Source organism: Ruminococcus sp. (genome assembly GCF_024691275.1).
In the GTDB taxonomy this organism is placed as follows: Bacteria; Bacillota; Clostridia; order Oscillospirales; family Ruminococcaceae; genus Ruminococcus.
Window position 1 is genome coordinate 1 of record NZ_JAILNU010000065.1, and the last position, 20,567, is coordinate 20,567.

The 20,567-nt window shown below is 37.9% G+C and carries 20 protein-coding genes; 1 reads left to right on the forward strand and 19 read right to left on the reverse strand.

Annotated features, from left to right (window positions below):
* Nucleotides 1-115 precede the first annotated feature (115 nt).
* Nucleotides 116-514 (reverse strand): acyltransferase family protein, encoded by a 399-nt coding sequence (locus tag K6G33_RS07720; protein WP_296777983.1) that lies wholly within the window; start codon nucleotides 512-514, stop codon nucleotides 116-118.
* Between the two features lie 123 nt (nucleotides 515-637).
* Between K6G33_RS07720 and K6G33_RS07725 the strand changes: the two genes are divergently transcribed.
* Nucleotides 638-832 (forward strand): hypothetical protein, encoded by a 195-nt coding sequence (locus K6G33_RS07725; RefSeq protein WP_296777986.1) that lies wholly within the window; start codon nucleotides 638-640, stop codon nucleotides 830-832.
* A gap of 71 nt (nucleotides 833-903) precedes the next feature.
* On the opposite strand, the gene rfbA is transcribed toward K6G33_RS07725, so the two are convergent.
* The 18 genes from rfbA to K6G33_RS07815 all read right to left on the reverse strand — a co-directional run bounded on the left by rfbA (nucleotide 904) and on the right by K6G33_RS07815 (nucleotide 19,752).
* A complete protein-coding gene (gene rfbA / locus K6G33_RS07730) occupies nucleotides 904-1,791 on the reverse strand; it encodes a glucose-1-phosphate thymidylyltransferase RfbA (RefSeq protein WP_296777987.1) in 888 nt (295 codons plus the stop codon).
* A gap of 16 nt (nucleotides 1,792-1,807) precedes the next feature.
* On the reverse strand, nucleotides 1,808-2,416 hold the full coding sequence (gene rfbC, locus K6G33_RS07735) for a dTDP-4-dehydrorhamnose 3,5-epimerase (RefSeq protein ID WP_296777990.1): 609 nt from the start codon (nucleotides 2,414-2,416) through the stop codon (nucleotides 1,808-1,810).
* Complete coding sequence (gene rfbD, locus K6G33_RS07740) at nucleotides 2,416-3,303, reverse strand: dTDP-4-dehydrorhamnose reductase (protein WP_296777992.1); 888 nt, start codon at nucleotides 3,301-3,303, stop codon at nucleotides 2,416-2,418. Before rfbD ends, rfbC begins: the two co-directional genes overlap by 1 nt.
* Before the next feature lie 2 nt (nucleotides 3,304-3,305).
* Nucleotides 3,306-4,334 carry a dTDP-glucose 4,6-dehydratase gene (gene rfbB / locus K6G33_RS07745; protein WP_296777994.1) on the reverse strand — a complete coding sequence of 343 codons (1,029 nt, stop codon included), beginning with the start codon at nucleotides 4,332-4,334 and terminating at the stop codon, nucleotides 3,306-3,308.
* A 55-nt stretch (nucleotides 4,335-4,389) separates the two neighbouring features.
* Nucleotides 4,390-5,541, reverse strand: coding sequence for an acyltransferase family protein (locus K6G33_RS07750; RefSeq protein WP_296777996.1), 1,152 nt, complete (start codon nucleotides 5,539-5,541; stop codon nucleotides 4,390-4,392).
* Nucleotides 5,542-5,558: 17 nt separating this feature from the next.
* Entirely contained in the window at nucleotides 5,559-6,671 is a 1,113-nt protein-coding gene (locus K6G33_RS07755; RefSeq protein WP_296777999.1) for a DegT/DnrJ/EryC1/StrS aminotransferase family protein, read from the reverse strand.
* The gene (locus K6G33_RS07760) at nucleotides 6,668-7,150 is read right to left on the reverse strand and encodes a GNAT family N-acetyltransferase (RefSeq protein WP_296778000.1); all 483 of its coding nucleotides are present in this window, start codon (nucleotides 7,148-7,150) and stop codon (nucleotides 6,668-6,670) included. Before K6G33_RS07760 ends, K6G33_RS07755 begins: the two co-directional genes overlap by 4 nt.
* Nucleotides 7,147-8,340, reverse strand: a complete 1,194-nt coding sequence (locus K6G33_RS07765) for an ATP-grasp domain-containing protein (RefSeq protein WP_296778003.1) — start codon at nucleotides 8,338-8,340, stop codon at nucleotides 7,147-7,149. Before K6G33_RS07765 ends, K6G33_RS07760 begins: the two co-directional genes overlap by 4 nt.
* 2 nt (nucleotides 8,341-8,342) lie before the next feature.
* The gene (locus K6G33_RS07770) at nucleotides 8,343-9,815 is read right to left on the reverse strand and encodes a lipopolysaccharide biosynthesis protein (RefSeq protein WP_296778004.1); all 1,473 of its coding nucleotides are present in this window, start codon (nucleotides 9,813-9,815) and stop codon (nucleotides 8,343-8,345) included.
* Between the two features lie 57 nt (nucleotides 9,816-9,872).
* Nucleotides 9,873-10,826: a glycosyltransferase family 2 protein gene (locus tag K6G33_RS07775; protein ID WP_296778007.1), complete on the reverse strand. Its 954-nt coding sequence runs from the start codon at nucleotides 10,824-10,826 to the stop codon at nucleotides 9,873-9,875.
* Nucleotides 10,827-10,844: 18 nt separating this feature from the next.
* Nucleotides 10,845-12,113, reverse strand: coding sequence for a M50 family metallopeptidase (locus K6G33_RS07780; protein ID WP_296778009.1), 1,269 nt, complete (start codon nucleotides 12,111-12,113; stop codon nucleotides 10,845-10,847).
* A 166-nt stretch (nucleotides 12,114-12,279) separates the two neighbouring features.
* Nucleotides 12,280-13,128 (reverse strand): glycosyltransferase family 2 protein, encoded by an 849-nt coding sequence (locus tag K6G33_RS07785; protein WP_296778012.1) that lies wholly within the window; start codon nucleotides 13,126-13,128, stop codon nucleotides 12,280-12,282.
* 38 nt (nucleotides 13,129-13,166) lie between these two features.
* Nucleotides 13,167-14,105, reverse strand: a complete 939-nt coding sequence (locus tag K6G33_RS07790; protein WP_296778014.1) for an alpha-1,2-fucosyltransferase — start codon at nucleotides 14,103-14,105, stop codon at nucleotides 13,167-13,169.
* 49 nt (nucleotides 14,106-14,154) lie between these two features.
* Nucleotides 14,155-15,126, reverse strand: coding sequence for a glycosyltransferase family 2 protein (locus K6G33_RS07795; protein ID WP_296778016.1), 972 nt, complete (start codon nucleotides 15,124-15,126; stop codon nucleotides 14,155-14,157).
* Nucleotides 15,127-15,143: 17 nt separating this feature from the next.
* Complete coding sequence (locus K6G33_RS07800) at nucleotides 15,144-16,322, reverse strand: Coenzyme F420 hydrogenase/dehydrogenase, beta subunit C-terminal domain (protein WP_296778018.1); 1,179 nt, start codon at nucleotides 16,320-16,322, stop codon at nucleotides 15,144-15,146.
* Nucleotides 16,315-17,511, reverse strand: a complete 1,197-nt coding sequence (locus K6G33_RS07805) for a polysaccharide pyruvyl transferase family protein (protein WP_296778020.1) — start codon at nucleotides 17,509-17,511, stop codon at nucleotides 16,315-16,317. The genes K6G33_RS07800 and K6G33_RS07805 overlap by 8 nt, the downstream gene beginning before the upstream one ends.
* 2 nt (nucleotides 17,512-17,513) lie before the next feature.
* Nucleotides 17,514-18,644 (reverse strand): glycosyltransferase family 4 protein, encoded by a 1,131-nt coding sequence (locus K6G33_RS07810; protein ID WP_296778023.1) that lies wholly within the window; start codon nucleotides 18,642-18,644, stop codon nucleotides 17,514-17,516.
* 445 nt (nucleotides 18,645-19,089) lie between these two features.
* A complete protein-coding gene (locus K6G33_RS07815) occupies nucleotides 19,090-19,752 on the reverse strand; it encodes a sugar transferase (protein WP_296778025.1) in 663 nt (220 codons plus the stop codon).
* Nucleotides 19,753-20,567: the final 815 nt, after the last annotated feature.

A 20,567-nucleotide genomic window follows, 5' to 3' on the forward strand; every position in this document is an offset into this window, starting at 1 on the left:
TCGTTCTTAATATGAACTGCAGCTCATCTTACCGCATCGACTCGACCATGAATAATGATTAGTGGCTCATTATTTTTTTATCAAAACCGGCTCACTTTTTTATTAGCGCTGTGGCTCAGTTTTTTATTGACAAAGGCATCAATGAAAAAGCAGTATATCCGCTTAGCCAAAAAATCAAAAAGAACAACATCTTATAGAAATACACTTCACAAAACAGCTTAGCAAACTTCTTTGCGGTGATTTGAGACTTACACATAAAATATCCGGTTATCATCACAAAGCAATTGATTCCGATTTTTCCCCATGCACCAAACAGAAACAAAAACAGTGAATTTCCAGACATAGGATTTTCAGCAATCGGTCCATCATCACTCATTAATCCAGAATTAACAACAAAATGATGTGCAACAATCAATAGCATGGTAATGATTCGGAATAACTCCAAATTCGATTCGCGGATTTTAGGTTGATACCCACCTTTATTATTCATCGATAACTCTTTACAATCTACCATAGTTACTTCTTGTCCTCCAAAATCACATCGCAAAGTAAGCGCCACCCCCACCCATACGTTTACGAGGCTCAAAAAATGCGATTAAATAGTTCCAAAGGGTTCTACCCGAAAGGAGCTGAGAATATGCCAACGATCAGAGAAGTAAAGACCAAGCTACGTCACAGGAAGTGGTCAGAGCAGATACAGGAATGCCAAAGCAGCAGCATGACCGTAACTGCTTGGTGCAAGGAAAAAGGTATCAGCCAGCACACATACTACTCCCGCTTGAATACGGTGAGGAAGGAACTGCTGAAAAGAGCTGACTTTCCCTTGCAGTAGATCGTACCGCTGAGTGTCTCTCAAAGCGTCACCTGCACGACAGCTACGGTGCAAGCAACAATGTTCATATCTTAATACTTCACTCTGCCTTCAGCCACAGCCTTTAAATGCGCCCCATAAGGGCTCTTGCCATATGCCTCTGCAGATTTCAGTAGACCTTCTTTATCAATCCACCCATTAATGAATGCGATCTCCTCCGGCGCAGAAATGGTAATGCCCTGTCTGTTCTGAACCATCTCAACAAAGTTTGCTGCTTCAAGCAAACTCTGCATTGTTCCAGTATCGAGCCATGCAAAACCACGTCCGAGGAGCTGAACATCAAGAAGTCCATCTGAAAGATACATATCATTCAGCGTGGTGATTTCCAACTCGCCTCGTGCAGACGGCTTCACTTGATTTGCTCTGTCGCTCACGCCAGCCGGATAGAAATACAAACCGGTCACCGCGTAGTTCGATTTCGGATTCTTCGGCTTTTCCTCAATTGAAAGCGCCTTGCCATTCTCGTCAAACTCTACCACGCCGAAACGCTCCGGATCCGGTACATAATAACCAAACACGGTTGCTCTTCCTTTTTCTTCCGCATCGGAAACAGCAGCTTTCAACAGCTTCCTGAATCCATTACCATAGAAAATATTATCTCCAAGTACCATTGCTCCTGCTTCTCTGTTAAGGAACTCCTCACCGAGAATAAATGCCTGAGCAAGTCCATCAGGACTTGGTTGAACTTTATAAGACAAATTAATACCGTATTGACTTCCTTCACCGAGCAGTGCTTCAAAGCGCGGAGTATCATCCGGTGTACTGATAATCAAGATATCCTTGATCCCTGCAAGCATCAACGTACTGAGCGGATAATAGATCATCGGCTTATCATAAATCGGAAGCAACTGCTTCGATGTCACCTTTGTCAGCGGATAAAGACGTGTACCGCTGCCTCCTGCAAGAACAATACCCTTCATATCAATTCACAACCTTTCAGAATTTAAATGTATCCTTGAAGCCGAGCCACTTCTGATCCTTATCAGAGAGATTTAGCTTTGTGCCATCAGTGAGCGTATAGCCCTCTGCGCTTGCGCTGCCGTTGTATGTACCGACAAGCTCCGGCCACTCGATGCCGATTTCCGGATCGTTCCATGCCATGCCGCCCTCGTCATTTGCATGATAGAAGTCATCGCACTTATAGCAGAACTCCGCCACATCGGAGAGCACAAGGAAACCGTGTGCAAAGCCCTTCGGAATCAGAAACTGCTTTTTGTTTTCCTCAGTCAATTCCACACCGTACCACTTGCCGTATGTCGCGGAACCGGTTCGGAGATCGACTGCAACGTCAAACACTCTGCCCTTGATTGCACGGACAAGCTTTGTCTGCGGAAACTGCTTCTGGAAGTGCAAACCGCGAAGCACACCCTTCGTCGAACATGACTGATTGTCCTGCACAAACACGATGTCGATGCCTGCTTCCGCCATGTCACGCTGGCTGTAGGTCTCCATGAAATAACCGCGGTTATCGCCGTGAACTGCTGGCGTGATAACACAAAGTCCCTCGATACCGCCGACATTTTTCTCAACTATGATCTGTCCCATTACTGAATCTCCTTTAAATATCTTGCAAGCGCATCCTGCCATGTCGGCAGCGGCGCAAAGCCGTTCTCGACGAGCTTGGACTTATCCAGTCGGCTATTGAACGGTCTTGCAGCCTTGGAAAGACCGTATTCCGCAGTTGTAACTGGTGTCACCTTTGTAGACATCCCAGCCTGCTTGTAAATTTCAACTGTGAAGTCGTACCACGAAATATAGCCGCCCTCGTTGGTTGCATGATAATAGCCGTACTTATCCGTTTCAGCCATATCCACTAGCAGCCGCGCAAGATCATAAGTATAGGTCGGCGTGCCGATCTGGTCGCTAACAACGCGCACCTCATCATGCGTCTTGCCAACATTGACCATCGTCTTGATGAAATTCTTGCCGTTCACGCCGAATACCCATGCAATACGCACGATGAAATACTTATCCAGTGTGTTCGCAACGGCGAGCTCACCATCGAGCTTGGATTGACCGTAGACATTCTGCGGCGCATAGTCCTTGCAGTCCGGCTGCCACGGCTCTTCACCCTGACCGTTGAAAACGTAATCAGTCGAGATATAGATCATCTTGCAGTCCAGTTTCTTGCAAACATTGGCAATATTCTGCGTACCGTCCACATTGATTGCTTTGACCTTTGGCTGATTCTCTTCGTCCTCAGCAGCATCCACGGCTGTCCATGCAGCGCAGTGAATCACAACGTCCGGCTTGACCTCGGAAATCACCTTATCAACTGCCACTGCATCCGTAATATCCAGCTTGACATACTCGCATTCAGCAGCCGTCTCGTCCAGAATATCGCTTCCAATCGCGGTATAGCCGCGCTTTTTCAGCTCATTTACCACATCAAATCCGAGCTGTCCGCCGACACCTGTTACAAACGCTTTCACAATCAAACCTCCACACGATTGCCGTACATTTTCTCGTAGTAGTTCTGGTACTCGCCGGAGATGATAGTCTCCCACCACTCCTTGTTGTCGAGATACCACTTGATGGTCTTCTTGATGCCGTCTTCAAACTTCGTCTCCGGCAGCCAACCAAGCTCGTTGTGAATCTTGGTCGGGTCGATCGCATAGCGCATATCGTGACCTTTTCTATCCTCAACATGGACGATCAGGCTCTCAGGCTTGCCTAGTTCACGGCAGATCAGCTTTACGATGTCGATGTTCTTCATCTCGTTATGACCGCCGACGTTGTAAACCTCGCCGACTCTGCCCTTGTGGATAATCAGATCAATGGCGCGGCAGTGATCCTCGACATACAGCCAGTCGCGAACGTTCAGACCCTCACCGTAAACCGGCAATGGCTTGTCTGCAAGTGCATTTGCAATCATCAGCGGAATCAGCTTCTCCGGGAAGTGATACGGACCGTAGTTATTCGAGCAGCGGGAGATGGTCACGGGCAGACCGTAGGTTCTGTTGTAAGCCATGGCGAGCAGATCAGCGCCTGCCTTGGAAGAAGAATACGGGCTACTAGTATGAATCGGGGTCGTCTCGGTGAAAAACAGGTCAGGTCTATCAAGCGGCAGATCGCCGTACACTTCGTCGGTAGATACCTGATGATAACGCTGAATACCGTACTTACGGCAAGCGTCCATGAGAACCTGTGTACCGAGGATATTGGTCTGGAGGAAAATCTCCGGATTCTCGATGGAACGGTCAACATGGGACTCCGCCGCAAAATTCACAACGATGTCCGGCTTCTCCTCCTCGAAGAGCTTGTAAACACCCTCGCGGTCGCAGATGTCGAGCTTCACAAAGCGGAAGTTCGGGTTGTCCATTACGGGAGCAAGTGTCGAAAGATTGCCCGCATAGGTGAGCTTGTCCAGACAGATGATTCTGTAGTCTGGATAGGTGTTCAGCATGTGGAACACGAAATTTGAACCGATAAAGCCGGCACCGCCTGTTACGATAATGGTCATGATTTAAATACCTCCATAAAAAATCTTCACACAGGTTACTTCAATAACCCGTCATTTACATAATACTCATTTTATCAAGAAATGCTTTTTCTTTTCGAGTTATCCAAGAGCTAACTCCATTCCAATACTTATCCCACAATTTGAAAAACGGCTTCTCAAGCAAATTGATTCTTATAATATCAATCACACTACAAATTGTAAAGATACCAATCATGCATCCTATAGCATACAACGGCATCAGTTCATCACCAAAATGACCAACAACATCCAATGTATCGTTCCAGAGCCAACGCCGCATTGTGTCACTGTTAGCATGAATCAACAAAACACCGAATGTAGACGCAGCAACAGTGTTTATAAACCTGTTATATGGAATTCTGAGATTCTTGAAGAAAAGAAATGCAAGCACGCCAACTGCTACTGCCAAAAAGCTGTTAGAATCTGTTACAAAATAAAAAGGGATAAAAATATTGAATCTTTCACCTAAATATGCGCAACATATAACACTTGCCGCGGACATAAGTACAAACAACAGTAATAATATTCCGCATATCTTAGTGTTATCAAACCACTTCTTGGGATAAAGCCTAATATAAGATGCTATAACATACAACACCATAAACCATGACACATAGTTCATGTTCAAAGCAAAAAGCCCACATTTAAGTGTTCCAAACAAAACATATGTTAAGCAACTCAGTAGTATTAGAAAGAAATGTGTTCGCTCGCTGATATGCTTTATCAAATAATTCAAAAACGGAATAAACAAAAAGAATACCATATAACAATCATCAAATTTATATTTAATTGATGTGATAGGTACAATTGTTTTGACAAATGCAGTGACTGAAAAATTTTCATACTCGGTTAACAGAAAAATAAGAAAGAGAACTATGCGATAAAGCATTATTTCACATAAGAGCTTTGCAAATTTCTTAGCGGTAATATTAGATTTACACATAAAGTATCCTGTTATCATTACAAAGCAATTGATGCCGATTTTACCCCACGCTCCAAATAACAAAAGAAAAATAGAAAGTGGCGAAGTCGGAGACTCGGCTATTGGACCATCAACTGCTGTTAAGCCAGAATTAACAACATAATGATGTGCCACAATCAGCAACATCGTAATAATGCGAAACAACTCGATGTTTGATGCTCTTTTTGAGGAGGCGGCCTCTCCCCCACCTGCTAACATTTTTGACATACTTTATTCACCTTTAATTATTTTTTACAGCATAGTATTACATCACATATACGATTCACATCATCCATACTCAAATCAGCATACAACGGCAATGTAAGCACGCGCTTGCTGATATGCAAAGCAACAGGTGTCTGATTCACATCATATGCTCCATGGAAGCAATCAAATGTATTGGTCAGCGGATAGAAATACTTTCTTGCACCGATGCCCTGTTCCGCGAGAGCATCAAACACTTCATTGCGGGTTGCACCAAACTGTGTCGGCTCAAATACCACCGGGAAATATGCATAATTAGGTTCAACATCACTCTGAGTAGGGCAAAGAATAATGCCATCAACACCAGAGAGTCTTGAACGATACTGTTCCACAACCGCTTTACGCTTTGCAACCTCTTCATCAAGATGCCGCAGATTGCAAATGCCCATTGCCGCTTGGAACTCGTTCATCTTTGCATTGCCGCCGACAAATTCAACCGTCTCAGGTCCTCTGATACCAAAGTTCTTCATATCATTTAGCGTCTGTACAAGAGCGTCATTCGAGAAACACACAGAGCCGCCCTCAATGGTATTAAATACCTTTGTAGCATGGAAACTGTACATCGATGCATCGCCAAAGCAAGCCGTGCTTATCCCCTTGTACTTTACACCAAACGCATGTGCTGCATCATAGATAACTTTTAAGCCATACTTCTTGGCAATTCGCTCAATCTCCTCGACATTGCAGACATTACCGTACACATGCACGGGAACAATTGCACAGGTCTTATCCGTAATCAATGACTCAATCTTTGTTGCATCCATCGTATAGTATGTAGGATCAATGTCGCAGAAAACAGGATTCAAACTATTGCGAACGATTGCGTGCGTAGTCGAAGCAAAAGTGAACGGGCTGGTGATAACCTCTCCACCCTTCGGCAGATTCATTGCTGCAAGAACATTTTCAAGTGCAAGATGGCCGTTGGTGTAAAGAACAACATGTGGAACGTTCAGCAAGTTCTCAAGTTTAGCTTGAAGCTGCTTGTGCTTTGTTCCCATATTGGTCAGCCAATGGCTATCCCATAATTCTTTGATTTCTTCACAATATTCCTCATAGTCAGGCATTGAGGAACGTGTTACTAATATATTACTCATAAATAATCACCTATTTTTTTGATATAATAAAATGAAGACTGGCTCGCTTCACCTATACAACGCATTCCCATTTTATTGTAAAATGCTATTGCATTATTATTTGATTTATTTACTTCAAGTTTTAAATAAAGCATATCCTTTTTAATTGCTAAGTCACACGCTTTATCAAACAATAATCTTCCCACACCTTTTCCTCTATACGCCGGATCTACAGCAATAAAAGGTATGTATGCCGTTCGAGTCAAAACATCGTTTGCGTATACAGCAACAAATCCCGCAACTTCATCACCTATTTTAACTACAAGGAAGCAAGCGTATTCAGCTAATTTTAGAGCCATCTTATGCCTAAACTCATCATTGTTTCGTAAAGAAGTAAGTTCATTTTGAAAAGAATTCAGGACCACTTCAATATCTGCATAATTATCACAGATTACAAAGCAAATACTTGGATGACCTGAATCTGTATGTCCTAATCTCACTTCAATACCACCTTAACATAGTCATTCATGTGGTTCATCTTGTCATACATTTCATCAGCACTCGAAAACTTCAAGAAGATAATTCCAAGTGCTTTAGCGGCATTATCAAAGCACTCTACGGAATCGCCTTCTTTTTTATACAATTCCTTTCGGAAAATATTCTTTTCTATCTCATCAGAAAAGACGATATCCTGATAGATTCCATCTGCATCAGAATGAAGAACATAATGTGAACAGTAAGGTATCTCAATATGAGGATTAATGTTCAGTTTCTCACCCATAGCAGCCAACACGGACATCTCAACAATGTCCACACCGAAAATTGCGCTAAGTTGTATTGGTATCATATTCCCACCGGCTCTCGGTCCGATATCGATCAGATAAACCTTGTCATCATTATCAATCATCAGCTCAACATTCATACTGCCACTCTGAATGTTTAATTTCGTCACCAGATTTTGTAATACGGCTTTAGCTTTCTCCAAATCCGAATCGCTCAGCAATACCGGAAAGATTTCCCCTCCTGGAACAAGTGGATTGGGCGAATGCTCTCGAAAGCAATTCATTAATCCCCAAATAATGACCTTACCGTTATCAATGAAGATATCCCCACCGATATTGTACTTATGCTTTTGAACGATGAACTTTTCAATAATGATTCTCTTGGAATGTGAGAACGAAAACGCAAACTCCACAGCATTCTCAAATCCATTTGAGGATTGAAGGATTGTCACGCCTTTGCTTCCCGAAGAATCAACTGGCTTCATGATGATAGGATAATCAAAACTATCCTTATCCTGAATTGCCGATTCAGCGCTTGAATATCCCTTTGCAAAAGGACAATCAAAACCGTTATCCGATAAAAATGTCCTAAACTTGTCCTTATTGCAAAGAATATCCACAGATTTATAAGGATTTGTCGGAAGACCAAGCTTTTCCGCAACATAAGCTGCTGTTGGAGCGGCAGGATCAGAAGCATATGCAATCACGCCATTAACATTTTCTTCCTCGGCAACCCTCAATACCGCATCCTTATCAGTCGTACTCACAAGATAAAATCTATCAGCTACAAACTGTCCTGGGTTGTCTGAAAGATAATCACAAACAACAGTATAATAACCTAATCGCTTGGCGGTTTCGATTGCTACAACCTGTTGTGCAGAACCGCCCAATAAAAGTATTTTTTTCATAATTACGCTTCTTTCTTTTTTTTATGAAGTAATCCCTTAACAGTATTGATAAGATATTCAAAGCTATCAATATGGAACAGTTTTGATAATACAATATATATTGTAGCTCCAACAGGAACTTGAATGAGCAATGTCAATACACTACTCAATCCAATAAACTGAACACAAAACACAATTACGCCCATAAAAAGGGAAAGGCAAATCTGAGGCATCATATCCTTTAGCTGTTCAAGATAACTATAATTCATAAGCTTTTTATTTGGCCATGAATTAATAATTTGACCAAGAACAGATGTTACTAACAAGCTATATGCCATAGCCAAAGGACTAATCCACATTGTGGATAATATTGCAATTATACCAATAACCTTTTTTATTATCTCTAGAATTAAAAACAAATCACTTCGTCCCATAGCCTTAATAGCATTAAGATTTGCTGTGTGTATTGGATAGAAAGCAAACGTAAAGCAGAATATTCGTAAAAACGGTACACACGGCAACCACTTATCTGTTAATATCAGTGAAATCAATGGTTCTGCACATACTGCCAAACCAACCATAAAAGGCATCATGATATATGTGCTAATTTTAATTGATCTTCGCGTCATACTTTTAACGGCTTCTGGATTATCCTGAACTTTAGACATTGCAGGCAAGAGAACACTATCTATCGAGGTATTAATGTTTGTCACAATGAACTGCGGAAACTTTTTTCCTTGATTATAATATGCCAAATCAGACGAACTGTACATCTTACCAATTATTAATTGTCTTAAATCATTATATACTGTATCAATCAAAGCTGAAACAAGCAATTTCCAGCCATATGAGAATAATCCTTTCAATCTTTGAAGTGAAAACTTTTTTTGTGGACGCCATTTTACCGTAAACCACAAAATGGTTGTATCTATCGCCGCATTAAATAACATCTGTGCAACTAATGCCCATACTCCATAGCCCAAGTATGCCATGAGTATACCTAAAACCGCCGCTCCTATCGTACCGCCTAATGTTGAAAAGAAAAACTTCTTAAACAGCATATTTCGAGACACATATGCTTGCTGGACATTTTTTACTCCTGAAATAACTAGAATCAAACTCAAAACACGAATAACGGGTGTTAATTCCGGCATTTTATAAAAAGCTGAAATAAACGGAGCAGCTACAAACATTATAATATAGAGAACAGTACATACTACTATATTAAAATAGAACACACTGGAGAAGTCCAGATCATCAGCATCTTTCTTCTGAATCAATGCATTACCCATGCCACTATCAACAAATACCTGCATGATCGTAGTAAAAACGGTTACTAACGCAATAGTGCCGTAAACTGATGGATCAAGCAATCTTGCAAGTACTATTGATACAATGAATGTTACTCCTTGGGCTCCACAACGTTCAAAAAAGCGCCATAAGAAATTTGATAGAACTGAGTTGCTTTTTTTTGTTCTCGTGTTATTGTCCTTCATTTAATCTACCACACGCCTCCTAATGAATTAATAGATACAGATTGACATATGAAACTATTATAAACCGAACCTATAAATGAAGCATTTTATAATCAGATTTATTTTCCGCTTAGTAGGCAACTCATTCCAGCAGTCAATCGTCCACACCCTCGATAAATACTCTTTTCCCGAAGCTAAATACAAAGTGATTTCTTTTCGCTTAATTACATGATCAATCGTTTTCGAATACTTCTTTTTTGTACGACTATTAAATTCTTTAAGAATGGTAACATGTAAATCAAAAAAATTCTTTTTAAGTTTTTCATATGAATGTTGTATACTCCCCGACGCTGATTGTTCATTTCCAACTCTATACGCTGTAAAAATCTCATTGTGATAATGTGCATAGCCCATATTTGTAGCTACCAATCTAGTCAGCAAATCCAAACTTTTCTGATAATTGAATAGTTCCACCAGTGTGTCATATCGAAATACTGTAGAAGCTGTTGGGGTAAAATCTAACAAAAGCATTTCATCAACATCAAAATCGGCTCCATTGCTGTTCTTAAGTTTTTTAATAATCATTCTATCATTCCAAGATGGTTTAGAGTAAAACTTTCTAATTGGATTTCCATCAACATCAACTATACTAGCATTGCTAAAACAAAATGTACATTCATCATGTTTTTCCATATAATCAATCTGTTTTTGCAGTTTATTTGTATCTATCCAATAATCATCTCCTTCACAAATTGCCACATACTTACCATGAGCCATAGGATACAAAAATGAACGACTAACACTCACTCCTTGAGAATATTGGTTTTCTTTTTGATAAATACAGCATATCACGTCAGGGTATTCGCTCTCAAGTTTTCTTATTATGTCTTGAGTTCCGTCTGTTGAAGCATCGTCATGAATATACAACTTGAAACTATACTGTGTTTCTTGCGCTAAAATACTACGAATGGCTTTTTCAACCCATCTTGCATGATTATATGTTGGCATTAATATCGAAACCAATTCAGACATTTTCAGTTCTCCTTTTTTTCAAAAATGATAAACATGATTCTCATTTTCATTGCAATCATCATTTATAATTACGGCAAGCCAAGTAAAAATAATGAAATTACCACACGGATTTCCTATCGAATACAATTTATATAAATACACAAAAAATATTAATCCCGCACATATCGAAAAACATTTCTGTTCTTTCGATTTTGCTTTTACGTATGCCAATTTGAATACTCTAAAAAAACCATACAGTAGCAGGGCAGTTCCAATTAAACCAAATCTCCAAATGCACTGAACATATCCAATATCTGTTGCTCCTCTTCCAAGTGATTCGGGAGAACAACATTCGCCAATAATAAAATGCTCTGGAATACCTATCATTCTGTCCATAACAGCAAATCCTGATGTTTTTTCCCCTGAAGAAAAAAGAACATATATCGATTCAAAGCCGTCCTCAATCCACTCTTTAGTATCCTCTGGAACAATTGAATATAGAGCCATGACGCATAACATAATTATTATGACTGTTGCAGCTGTTCTTAACCACTTTTTTATGAACACGGTTGAATAAAAATACAAAGCAACTAGGGCACCACAAATGCCAACTAACAATATTCCAGTCCTTGTGTTTAATAATGGCATTAAAAGCATTGCTAAAAAAATCAGAATATACTTTATGTTTTTTGAGATTGAAAGGATAAAAGTATAAACAATTATAAATGAAGTTGTATATCCAAAAGAGTCAAATAGATTATCAGCCAATCCAAATGATCTTTGATTATTCATTAATACATAGTTCTTCATGTGCTGACTTTGACTATTGGCAATCGTAAAGCCATTGAAAACATTGCGAATGGGAGGACTAATCAATGCAATTATAACACAAATTGTTTGAATAATTCCAACCATCACCAAAAGGCTCATATAATCATTTGTATCAAGCTTGTATGATAGGGTTATATAATAAAAAACTAAATATGCAACATACCATTTAGACAAAGGAATAATGTAGGCTGTAAAATTATTTAGAAATCCCCCCCTTTGCCCAATTGAAGAAAAGCAAAAAATAAACGTTATAGACAAGAAGTATACTAGGAATGGTGAAAACACACGAAGTGGGTAGATTAACTCCTTTCTAAAAGTAATACCATTCTGATTGCAAATAAATAATAAAACAATAGTAATACCTACATAAGTCATTAATGACACCATTTCTAAAGGAAAAAAATCAGGATTAAATATGCATAAAAACATGTATATTATTAATCCGATTCTTAGAGGAATACTAATTTCTTTTTTCATTATATCATTCCTTAACCAAAAGTTTCTCAACTTTCAACATTTTCAGCTCAATTATAAGGGAATAAGTAATTCAATCGATTAAAATAGATTTATGAAAGTCGAAACAAAGACAGACACCTTGATTTTCAATTTTATAAAAAAGTAGACTGCTATAACTAATCATCTGCTATTTTTTTACTTGCATACAATACCCATCAATCAATCCTTTTATCCACGCTTTCATCTTTTTCATCTTATTATCCTCGAACAACAAATATACTATGATTCTCGTCCATGCGGTACGCCGATATCTTAACGCTTTCCTCCAACCGAATGACTTCTGATGTTTTCTTCCAAAGTATATTTGATTCCTTACTAAATAATAGCACCTAAAAGGAGAATGATTAAACACCACAATCTCTTTTCCAAATAGTTTACGCCTTTTTGTATTATATCCAACTTCATGTAAAATCCCTAGAAATGGGATTCTAACAATCTTATATCCAGCTTGAAGCAGCCTATAACAAAAATCAGTATCAACAGAATCGATAAAGAAAGACTCATCAAAGCCGCCTATTTTAGCCCATGCATCAATATTAATATAGTTTCCAGAAGTAATGCACTTATCTATAATTGTGTAGTTTGCATTAGAAGAATCATCTATGCTATAACTGAAATTCCTGTCTTCTATTTCACACGTTAATGATGCAACGTTGTCTAAACAGACAAATTGTTGATACTGAGCAATCAAACCTTCCCTGCATACCGTGTCCTGATCTAACGTCAAAACCCATTTTACGCCATTATTTCTAGCTACTTCTACAATTTGATTTAAAGCTTTTGCGATTCCTAAGTTTTTGTTGTTTTCAATCAATTCTATATTTGAATAACACGACAATAGCTTTTTAATATCTATTAGATTATTTGATCCATTATCAATTAAGACAGTAAAATCGACTTGAACTGTAATTGCATCAAGATTTTCTTTAAGTCTTTGGATCAAAGGGTTGAATAATACAATTCCAGCACCAGTCATTATCTCACCTCATATTTTATATTGTTAAAAAGGGGTAATTAGCTTTGCTTGTTTTTCATTACATCAATCAAAAGCCAATTATCCATATACAACCCAATTTTTTTTCCATTAGTAAACCACGCATTAGGTGCAATAACTATTTTATCCTTGTTTTTGCTCAGATACTGTGCCCACCAACTAAATGTGCTATTAGATATTATAAAGTTTTTACACATAGTCATCAACCTAATTTTTTCTTCAACAGAATCAGTACCTGTTTCATAGAAAAACCTAACATGAGGGAATCGCTTTTCAAAATCAATATACTCCCTCACCCAGTTTAGATCATCTGAAAAAATTATAAACTCTGGTTTATCAAGTTTTTTTAGCATGATTTCAACCGCTTCGTAGAAATAATTATTGTCGCAAACAAATAATTTTTTTTTCACCTTTGGAACAAGATAATTTCCTCCGCGAATTGAAATGCATACTGAATTAGTATTTTGTGCGACATTATACAAAGCCTGATTAGCTTCAACGCAAGGAGTTGTCGGCACAATTTCGTCTGATAGTTCTTTTTCAACTTCGTGAAAGAATTGAAAATTTTGCCACCAACCATTAAGAAACAAACTATCGCATTTCAACTTTGGAATATCTATGTAATCATTACTTTGCCATACAAGATAACCTTTTTTTGATAAGATTTTAAAGTATAGCTTAGGACAAACTTTTTTTAATACTCTTACCACTGGGTGGTATAGATCAGCAAACCATGCTGGCTTTTCATCTTCAATCTGAACATTTTCATTGAGCTTATAATTGGTCATATCGTAACTGAATTTATACGGAATATGTTTCATCTTTTGACTTCTATGTTCAAGATCATATACATTACATATTATTTTTCCACCATATTGCTTTTGACATCTGCGTGCAAAAGCATATTGAAATAATTGATTTCCAAGTCTTCCAGTTAAATAAACGTGTATTTCATTCATATTTAATATTCAAACGCTCCTCGCCGATTAATTAAAACCTCATTTATAATTATTGCAGCCCCATTTGCTGCCTTTGATAAGGAGCTGAAAGAATAGAGAAAAATGGCTGCCCTAAATATGAAAGTAAAGCCATAAGACGTTCCCTTTTTCTTGCTTCTTTATCAAAGATCACAGTTTTTCTATATTTTTTCATTTCTTCCCATACCGCATCCCGTTCTCTTTTATATTTTCTCGGAATTTGCAAATATACAGCACGGTTAACATTGAATGCTCTTGATCCAACAGCGTTTTTCAAATTAGGATACATTTCAATCACTTTTTTGTACAAATCCTGTGACACTGCAATGCAAGACATTTTTTTTGATGAAAAACCTTGCCGCATTGTACTTACGGCACGAATTCGATAGCCATACATTTTTTCAGTTGTAAATGCTACTTTCGAAGCTTTCGCTAACAACTTATACGTTGTAGCTAAATCTTCATAATACAGTCCAACAGGATACTCAATTCCATTGAATAATTCTCGCTTATATATTTTTCCATGTGGTCCGGTATGGAACACTCTACTTTGATAAAGTAATTGTTTAACAGCTTTCTCAGAGTCCTCAATACCTGTTTTCACATCGCACTCATCAAAGAGTTGTTCTTTATTATTGAACTTTTGATATGGGCTACACGCAATCAAAGTGTTATACTTGTTAATCAAGCACAATAACGATTCTATTAGATTTTTCTTTGCAATGTCATCGCTGTCAACAAAAACAATATACTCTCCATTGCATTGATTGATTGCAATATTTCTCGCCTCAGATTGTCCTCCATTTTGTTTGTGAATAGTTCTAACACGGTGATCATTTAAGGCATACTTGTCACATATTTTGCCGCTTTGATCTGTTGAACCATCGTCAACGAGAATAACTTCTATGTTTTTATATGACTGGTGAATTACACTTTCTAAACAATCAGGTAGTTCATTCTCAACATTATACACCGGAATGATTACACTAATTAACGGATTCATTTATAGTTTCTCCTATATTAGCCTTTTCTCATAGCTCGTTTTATCAGAACATCAAGTCCCATAAAATTTAATCCCCTTCGAGCAATCGTTTTCGCTCGAACCTTTACTGTAATGGGGACGTATTTTTGCAAAAGATCGCCAAATGTCAGAGTATTATAATCTTCATAAAACTTCTTATGCTTTTCATGCATTTTCGGCGACTCTTTCATTTCCTTTACGCCGTCAATAGCTATAGCATAAGGAATTTCCTCAATTATTAAGTCATCGTGTAAAGCGTCGATTATAGCCTTTGCTTTCGGTGTGTGAATTAATACACGCGTAATACCCTTCTTTTCGTTTAATTTTGTTCGGAATTTATGTGCATTAAAACAGTCCCAAATTGTGAAATCGGACACTCTATCAGGTGATCTGAATTTGCATTTAGTACATGAAGGACGGATAATCAATCCAGAAAAGAATAATCTAAGCCATTGGTTCTGTTCAATGCCGCTTCGATTTGTATTACCATTCTTACTTTTTATTTCCATTGTTGAGTACTGATAGCCGAATGCTTTATCGCGAAAATGAACTGAACTAACCGGGTTATGCTCGCTAACCAATTTCATATAAGAATTCCACACTCCTGGTGAGGGAACTGCTCTGCACACCACATCTACAGTTATTAAGTTATCATATTCTTTTCCGAGAAATTGTTTCAGACCCTCAATCTGACATGGTGTTCCGCTATAACATACCATTCTGCCACTTTTAAGTAATTGCTTGGTCTCGGAATAAGTAGCTAAAGGATTGCTCTGAACATATTTACTATTACGAAAAACTGATAAATCAGCTTCTTTCTCCGCACAAGTATGTATTACTCTGAATTTATCATCAAAAGCTGCACCAAAGACAATTCCGCCATGCTTTAATACATATCTCGCAATTGCCGAAAACGCACCGCCAGACGTACTCTCCCGTAAAATTTTCTCATCCGTATTCTGAACAAGAAAGGCTCTTTTCACTTTTGCTTCTATCGTTTTTTTATTGATTATTGGACATACTTTTTCGCAGAGTCCACATTCAACACACGATTTCTTCGCAATAGTCGGGTAAAGAAAACCTTCCGAGTCACTTTTGAGTGTAATTGCGTTCTTGGGACAAATACTATAACACGCTGTACATCCGCAGCAATCACTTTTATTTTTTAATTCAATCATCGTTTATCGCCCGACACCCTTCCAACGCCTTTTGAAGGAAAGACATAGAGTGCGTCCTGAACTCTTCAAGTTTTTCATCAATCTGCGTATAATCTATTTTCTTTTTTATTTGGGTACTGAAATCGTTTTCTTCATTAATAATCCTAGATTCCAATCCCAGAACACTTAATAGCGAATCAATTCTACTGTTTGTAGACATAGAAGTAGACTGAACGAATCTTCTGAAAGAATAAAACTCTTTATGATTAATAATTGAGAAAACGGTTCCATGAAAAGAGTCCGTACAGACGCACTCCGCATTCTTGATCAGATTTACGAATCCTGCTGGATCAACATCGTATGGAGCTATATCCGCAAATTCCTCATCTGACTTGATATAAGAATCAAGCTGCTGGAGTGCAACAGTTTTTAGACCTCTTTTTTTAGCCAACCTTTTTGCACACATACGAGAAAAATGATTATCTCCCAAAAAATAACAAAACAAATAAGGCTCTTTAATCCGTTTCTCACTTTTTATAATTGAGTCCCATTGCTCACAATTAAGCAATAATGTCGGATCACACACCAATTCAGCGTTGATCCCAGCTATATCTTTAATCAATTTAACGCCTGACTTTTCCCGGACAGACAAATAGTCAAACCTCGGCAGGAACTTTCTGGCACTCTCTGCCTGTTTCTTTGGTAAAGAAGAAACACCAAAACTTGTGGCGTAAGCGATTTTACGAATATTATCCGGAACAAAACTTAAAGTATAATAATTTGCGGCTATGTTAGAGGGCAGCCATAATTGATCACTTCCAACCAGAAAAGCCGCATACTCGCTTGCATTTTGCCCAAGTTCTTTTTTGGAATGATATGCCTTAGACAACTTAAATTGTTTTTTAGAAAAAGCTTCAAAACATCGGTTTCTTATAATGATATTGTGTTTCAACTCTTTGTTTACTTTTTTAGCCAAGGCAAGTTTAACAAATCCTAATTTATCTTTAATAACATCAATTGATAAAATCCTGCTACGAAAGTATTTCACTTTTTCCGCACGAATTTCTTGCTTGAGCCCCTCTATATCTATTGTTTCATTTGGTATTCCCAATAAATCCAAGACGGATTGTGTAGCTAATGCCTGAAGCATACTTCCATAATTGGGCTGAAAATAACATGAAACAACCGCGACTTTTTTCTTTTTCATCATAATCACACTCTTAACATACTCTTAAACAACTTACTAGTTGCACTAGCCATTTTTGAAGCATCAAACAGCCCTATTCTCTCTTTTCCATTTGTAGTCAATCGTTTTCTTAATTCTGCATCACCATATAATTCCAAGACAGCTTGCGCCGCGGATTTATAATCATCTATATCCACAAGAACACCAGCATCTCCAATGACATATGGAATCGCATCAGCTCTTGTAGCCACAATTGGCTTACCAAGCAACATATATTCAGGGAGTACTAATCCAAATCCTTCCCAACGACTAAGTAACACAGCAATATCAAAGCATGCAGCATATGCAAAAGGATCATTTACCCATCCTGTGATAAGGAAACTATCTGATAATCCCGCTTCTTTGACTTGTATTTCAGCAGAATCTCGGAATTGACCTCCACCTATATCATCACCAACAATGATAAAAAATGCTTCTGGTATTGTTTTTTTCACAATTGAAGCCATATTAATAAAAATGTCATGCGCTTTTTGCTTTGAAAGACGCCCTGTCATGCCAATAACCAAGGCATTCTCCGGAATTCCTAGTTCCGCCCGACTCTTCGGTTGAAAGCATTGATATTCTTCAATATTAATTCCGTTATTTATCAGAACGAGTTTATCAATTTTACATATCTTATGCTCTAAAGCGCTCTTTTTCTCATATTCCGAAATACATACAATCTTATCTGTCAAAGGTGCAAGCATACGCTCTATCATTTCATACACAAATAGCTTTTTCTTACTTGCGCTTTTCATATTGAAAGCCCAACCATGTGCATTATAGATTACTTTATTCTTTATACCCAGATCAGCTATTCTTCCAATTGCCCCAGCTTTTGAACTATGGCAATATACTACATCCGGCTTATAATGCTTGATTGCTTTGCGTACTGCAAATACGGCCTTTGTATCGTTCTTAATCGAAATCGCATTATGCATCGAGTCGATAACTATAATCGACTTAACCAAGCCTTTGAACTTGTCCCTGTCCAGAAGAGAAGAACATACCAGAACATACTCAAACTCAGTATATTTCTTCATTTTAGTCAGCAGTGTGACCAAGTATCTTTCCACACCACCCGGAGCTTCTACGATATGCATTATTGTTTTTGCCACGTTTTCTTCTGACCTCTTTCACAATTAATGTTCTTATATAACAACAAAGAAACGCGTGCTTTACGCTCGTCTCTGAGTCATTTAATCTCTTTCCCGGCAACTCTTCCACAAAGATCAACCAGTAAACATCCTTTTCAAAGCCTTCAAAAATAGACTCTCAACGAGTTTCTACCCTTCAATCCGCAGAGTGTCATATTTCGCTCTTTACGTTCACAATGTACCAAACCGGTTCGTTCACAAAAGCCACGTATTTTCGCTATTTTACAAGCATATCCCATATGCTGACATTCAACCTGCTTCAGCGTCAACTCAATAAGTTCAAAATGTCTGCCCAAATGGGCAGACATCCGATATGACTATGTAATTATATGGGTGATAAATGCTGCATCTCAAACGACGCTTTTCCGCCTCATAATTTAGCAGTTATATTATTACAAAGCCGCTTTTAACCGTTCTTTCCAACAACTACTACTACCATAGTTTTTATAATAATCTTTACATCAACAATAACAGATCTTTCTCTGACGTATTTTCGATCAAGTTCTATCTGTTCTCCGAGAGTAAGTGAATTCTTACCGCTGATCTGCCAGTAACATGAAAGTCCCGGTCTTACAGCAAGACGATCGCTTGGCAGATTTTTCTGTTCTTCCTCTATAAATGGACGCGGACCTATCACAGCCATATCGCCCTTTAGTATATTGATAAGCTGAGGAAGTTCATCTATTGAAGTAGTACGAATGATACGTCCTACTCTTGTTATTCTCGGATCGTGGTCTATCTTGAAGTTTGCACCCTTGTCCTGATTCTGCTTTATAAGAGTAGCCTTCAGTTCTTCGGCATTAACTTTCATCGAACGAAATTTAAGTATCTGAAAAGGTTTATTATCCTTGCCTATGCGCGTTTGCTTAAACAGCACAGGACCGGGATCATCTATAAATATAGCGATTGCCGTTATCAGCAACAGAGGTGACAACAGTATCAAAGCGAGCAATGAACAAGCGATATCCATTCCTCTTTTTATAACATTATAAAAAGGCTTGTTATCAATTTTGAGTGACGACTTTATCTTTGCCGGATTATCGCATTCTTTTACATATGCAGCATTCATCTGATTTTCCTCCTAACTTTACCAATTACATATAACTGATTACTTATAAAATGTATAGGATATTATTTCAGACAATGCAATTAAGATTGCATCCTGCAACAAGGGCATTGTCGTCATGGAAAATCAACTTGCAGGTTTCCTTCGATGACATTACAATTTCCTTATTCACCATCACGTATTGCGTTGCGCCTAAAACAAGCAATTTTTTCATACATATGCCCCCTAAAAAATAATATTATTAAGTTTTTGAGGAAAAATAAAAAATGCAGATACTTCTGTATCTGCATTTAACATAAAGCCCCCAGATACAGAATTTTCTGACGTACAAGCGCAGTTATTCCCAATCTGAAGCCGATCATATATGACTTATAATATAAAAATATATTCTCTTAATAGTCACTCCGCAATGACCTGCTTACGAAATAAGCATACATCTCATACATACCCCTCAAAAACATTAATTCAACTTGCCGTAATATCACACCGTCTATGTAATACGCTGCTCAAATCTCACCCCTGATATTCGAGCCGGCATCATATGTGAAAAACGTTTAATGGATTAAGAGTTAAGTGTTTTCTTGATTTTTTAATGTAACTCAGCAATTATTCTTTTATGACATTCATATGCAAGAAAGTAATTGATTTCATGCATATTTATTCATTTAAGTCAATCGCTGTTTTGAAGTTGAATTTTGTTTTTTGACATGTCACATTATAGCATAAAACTGTACTTCATGTCAATAATCGAGAAGTAATATTGTAGAATATTACCAACGTAAAACTTTATTTAAGTTTGAATTTATATATTATTTTTA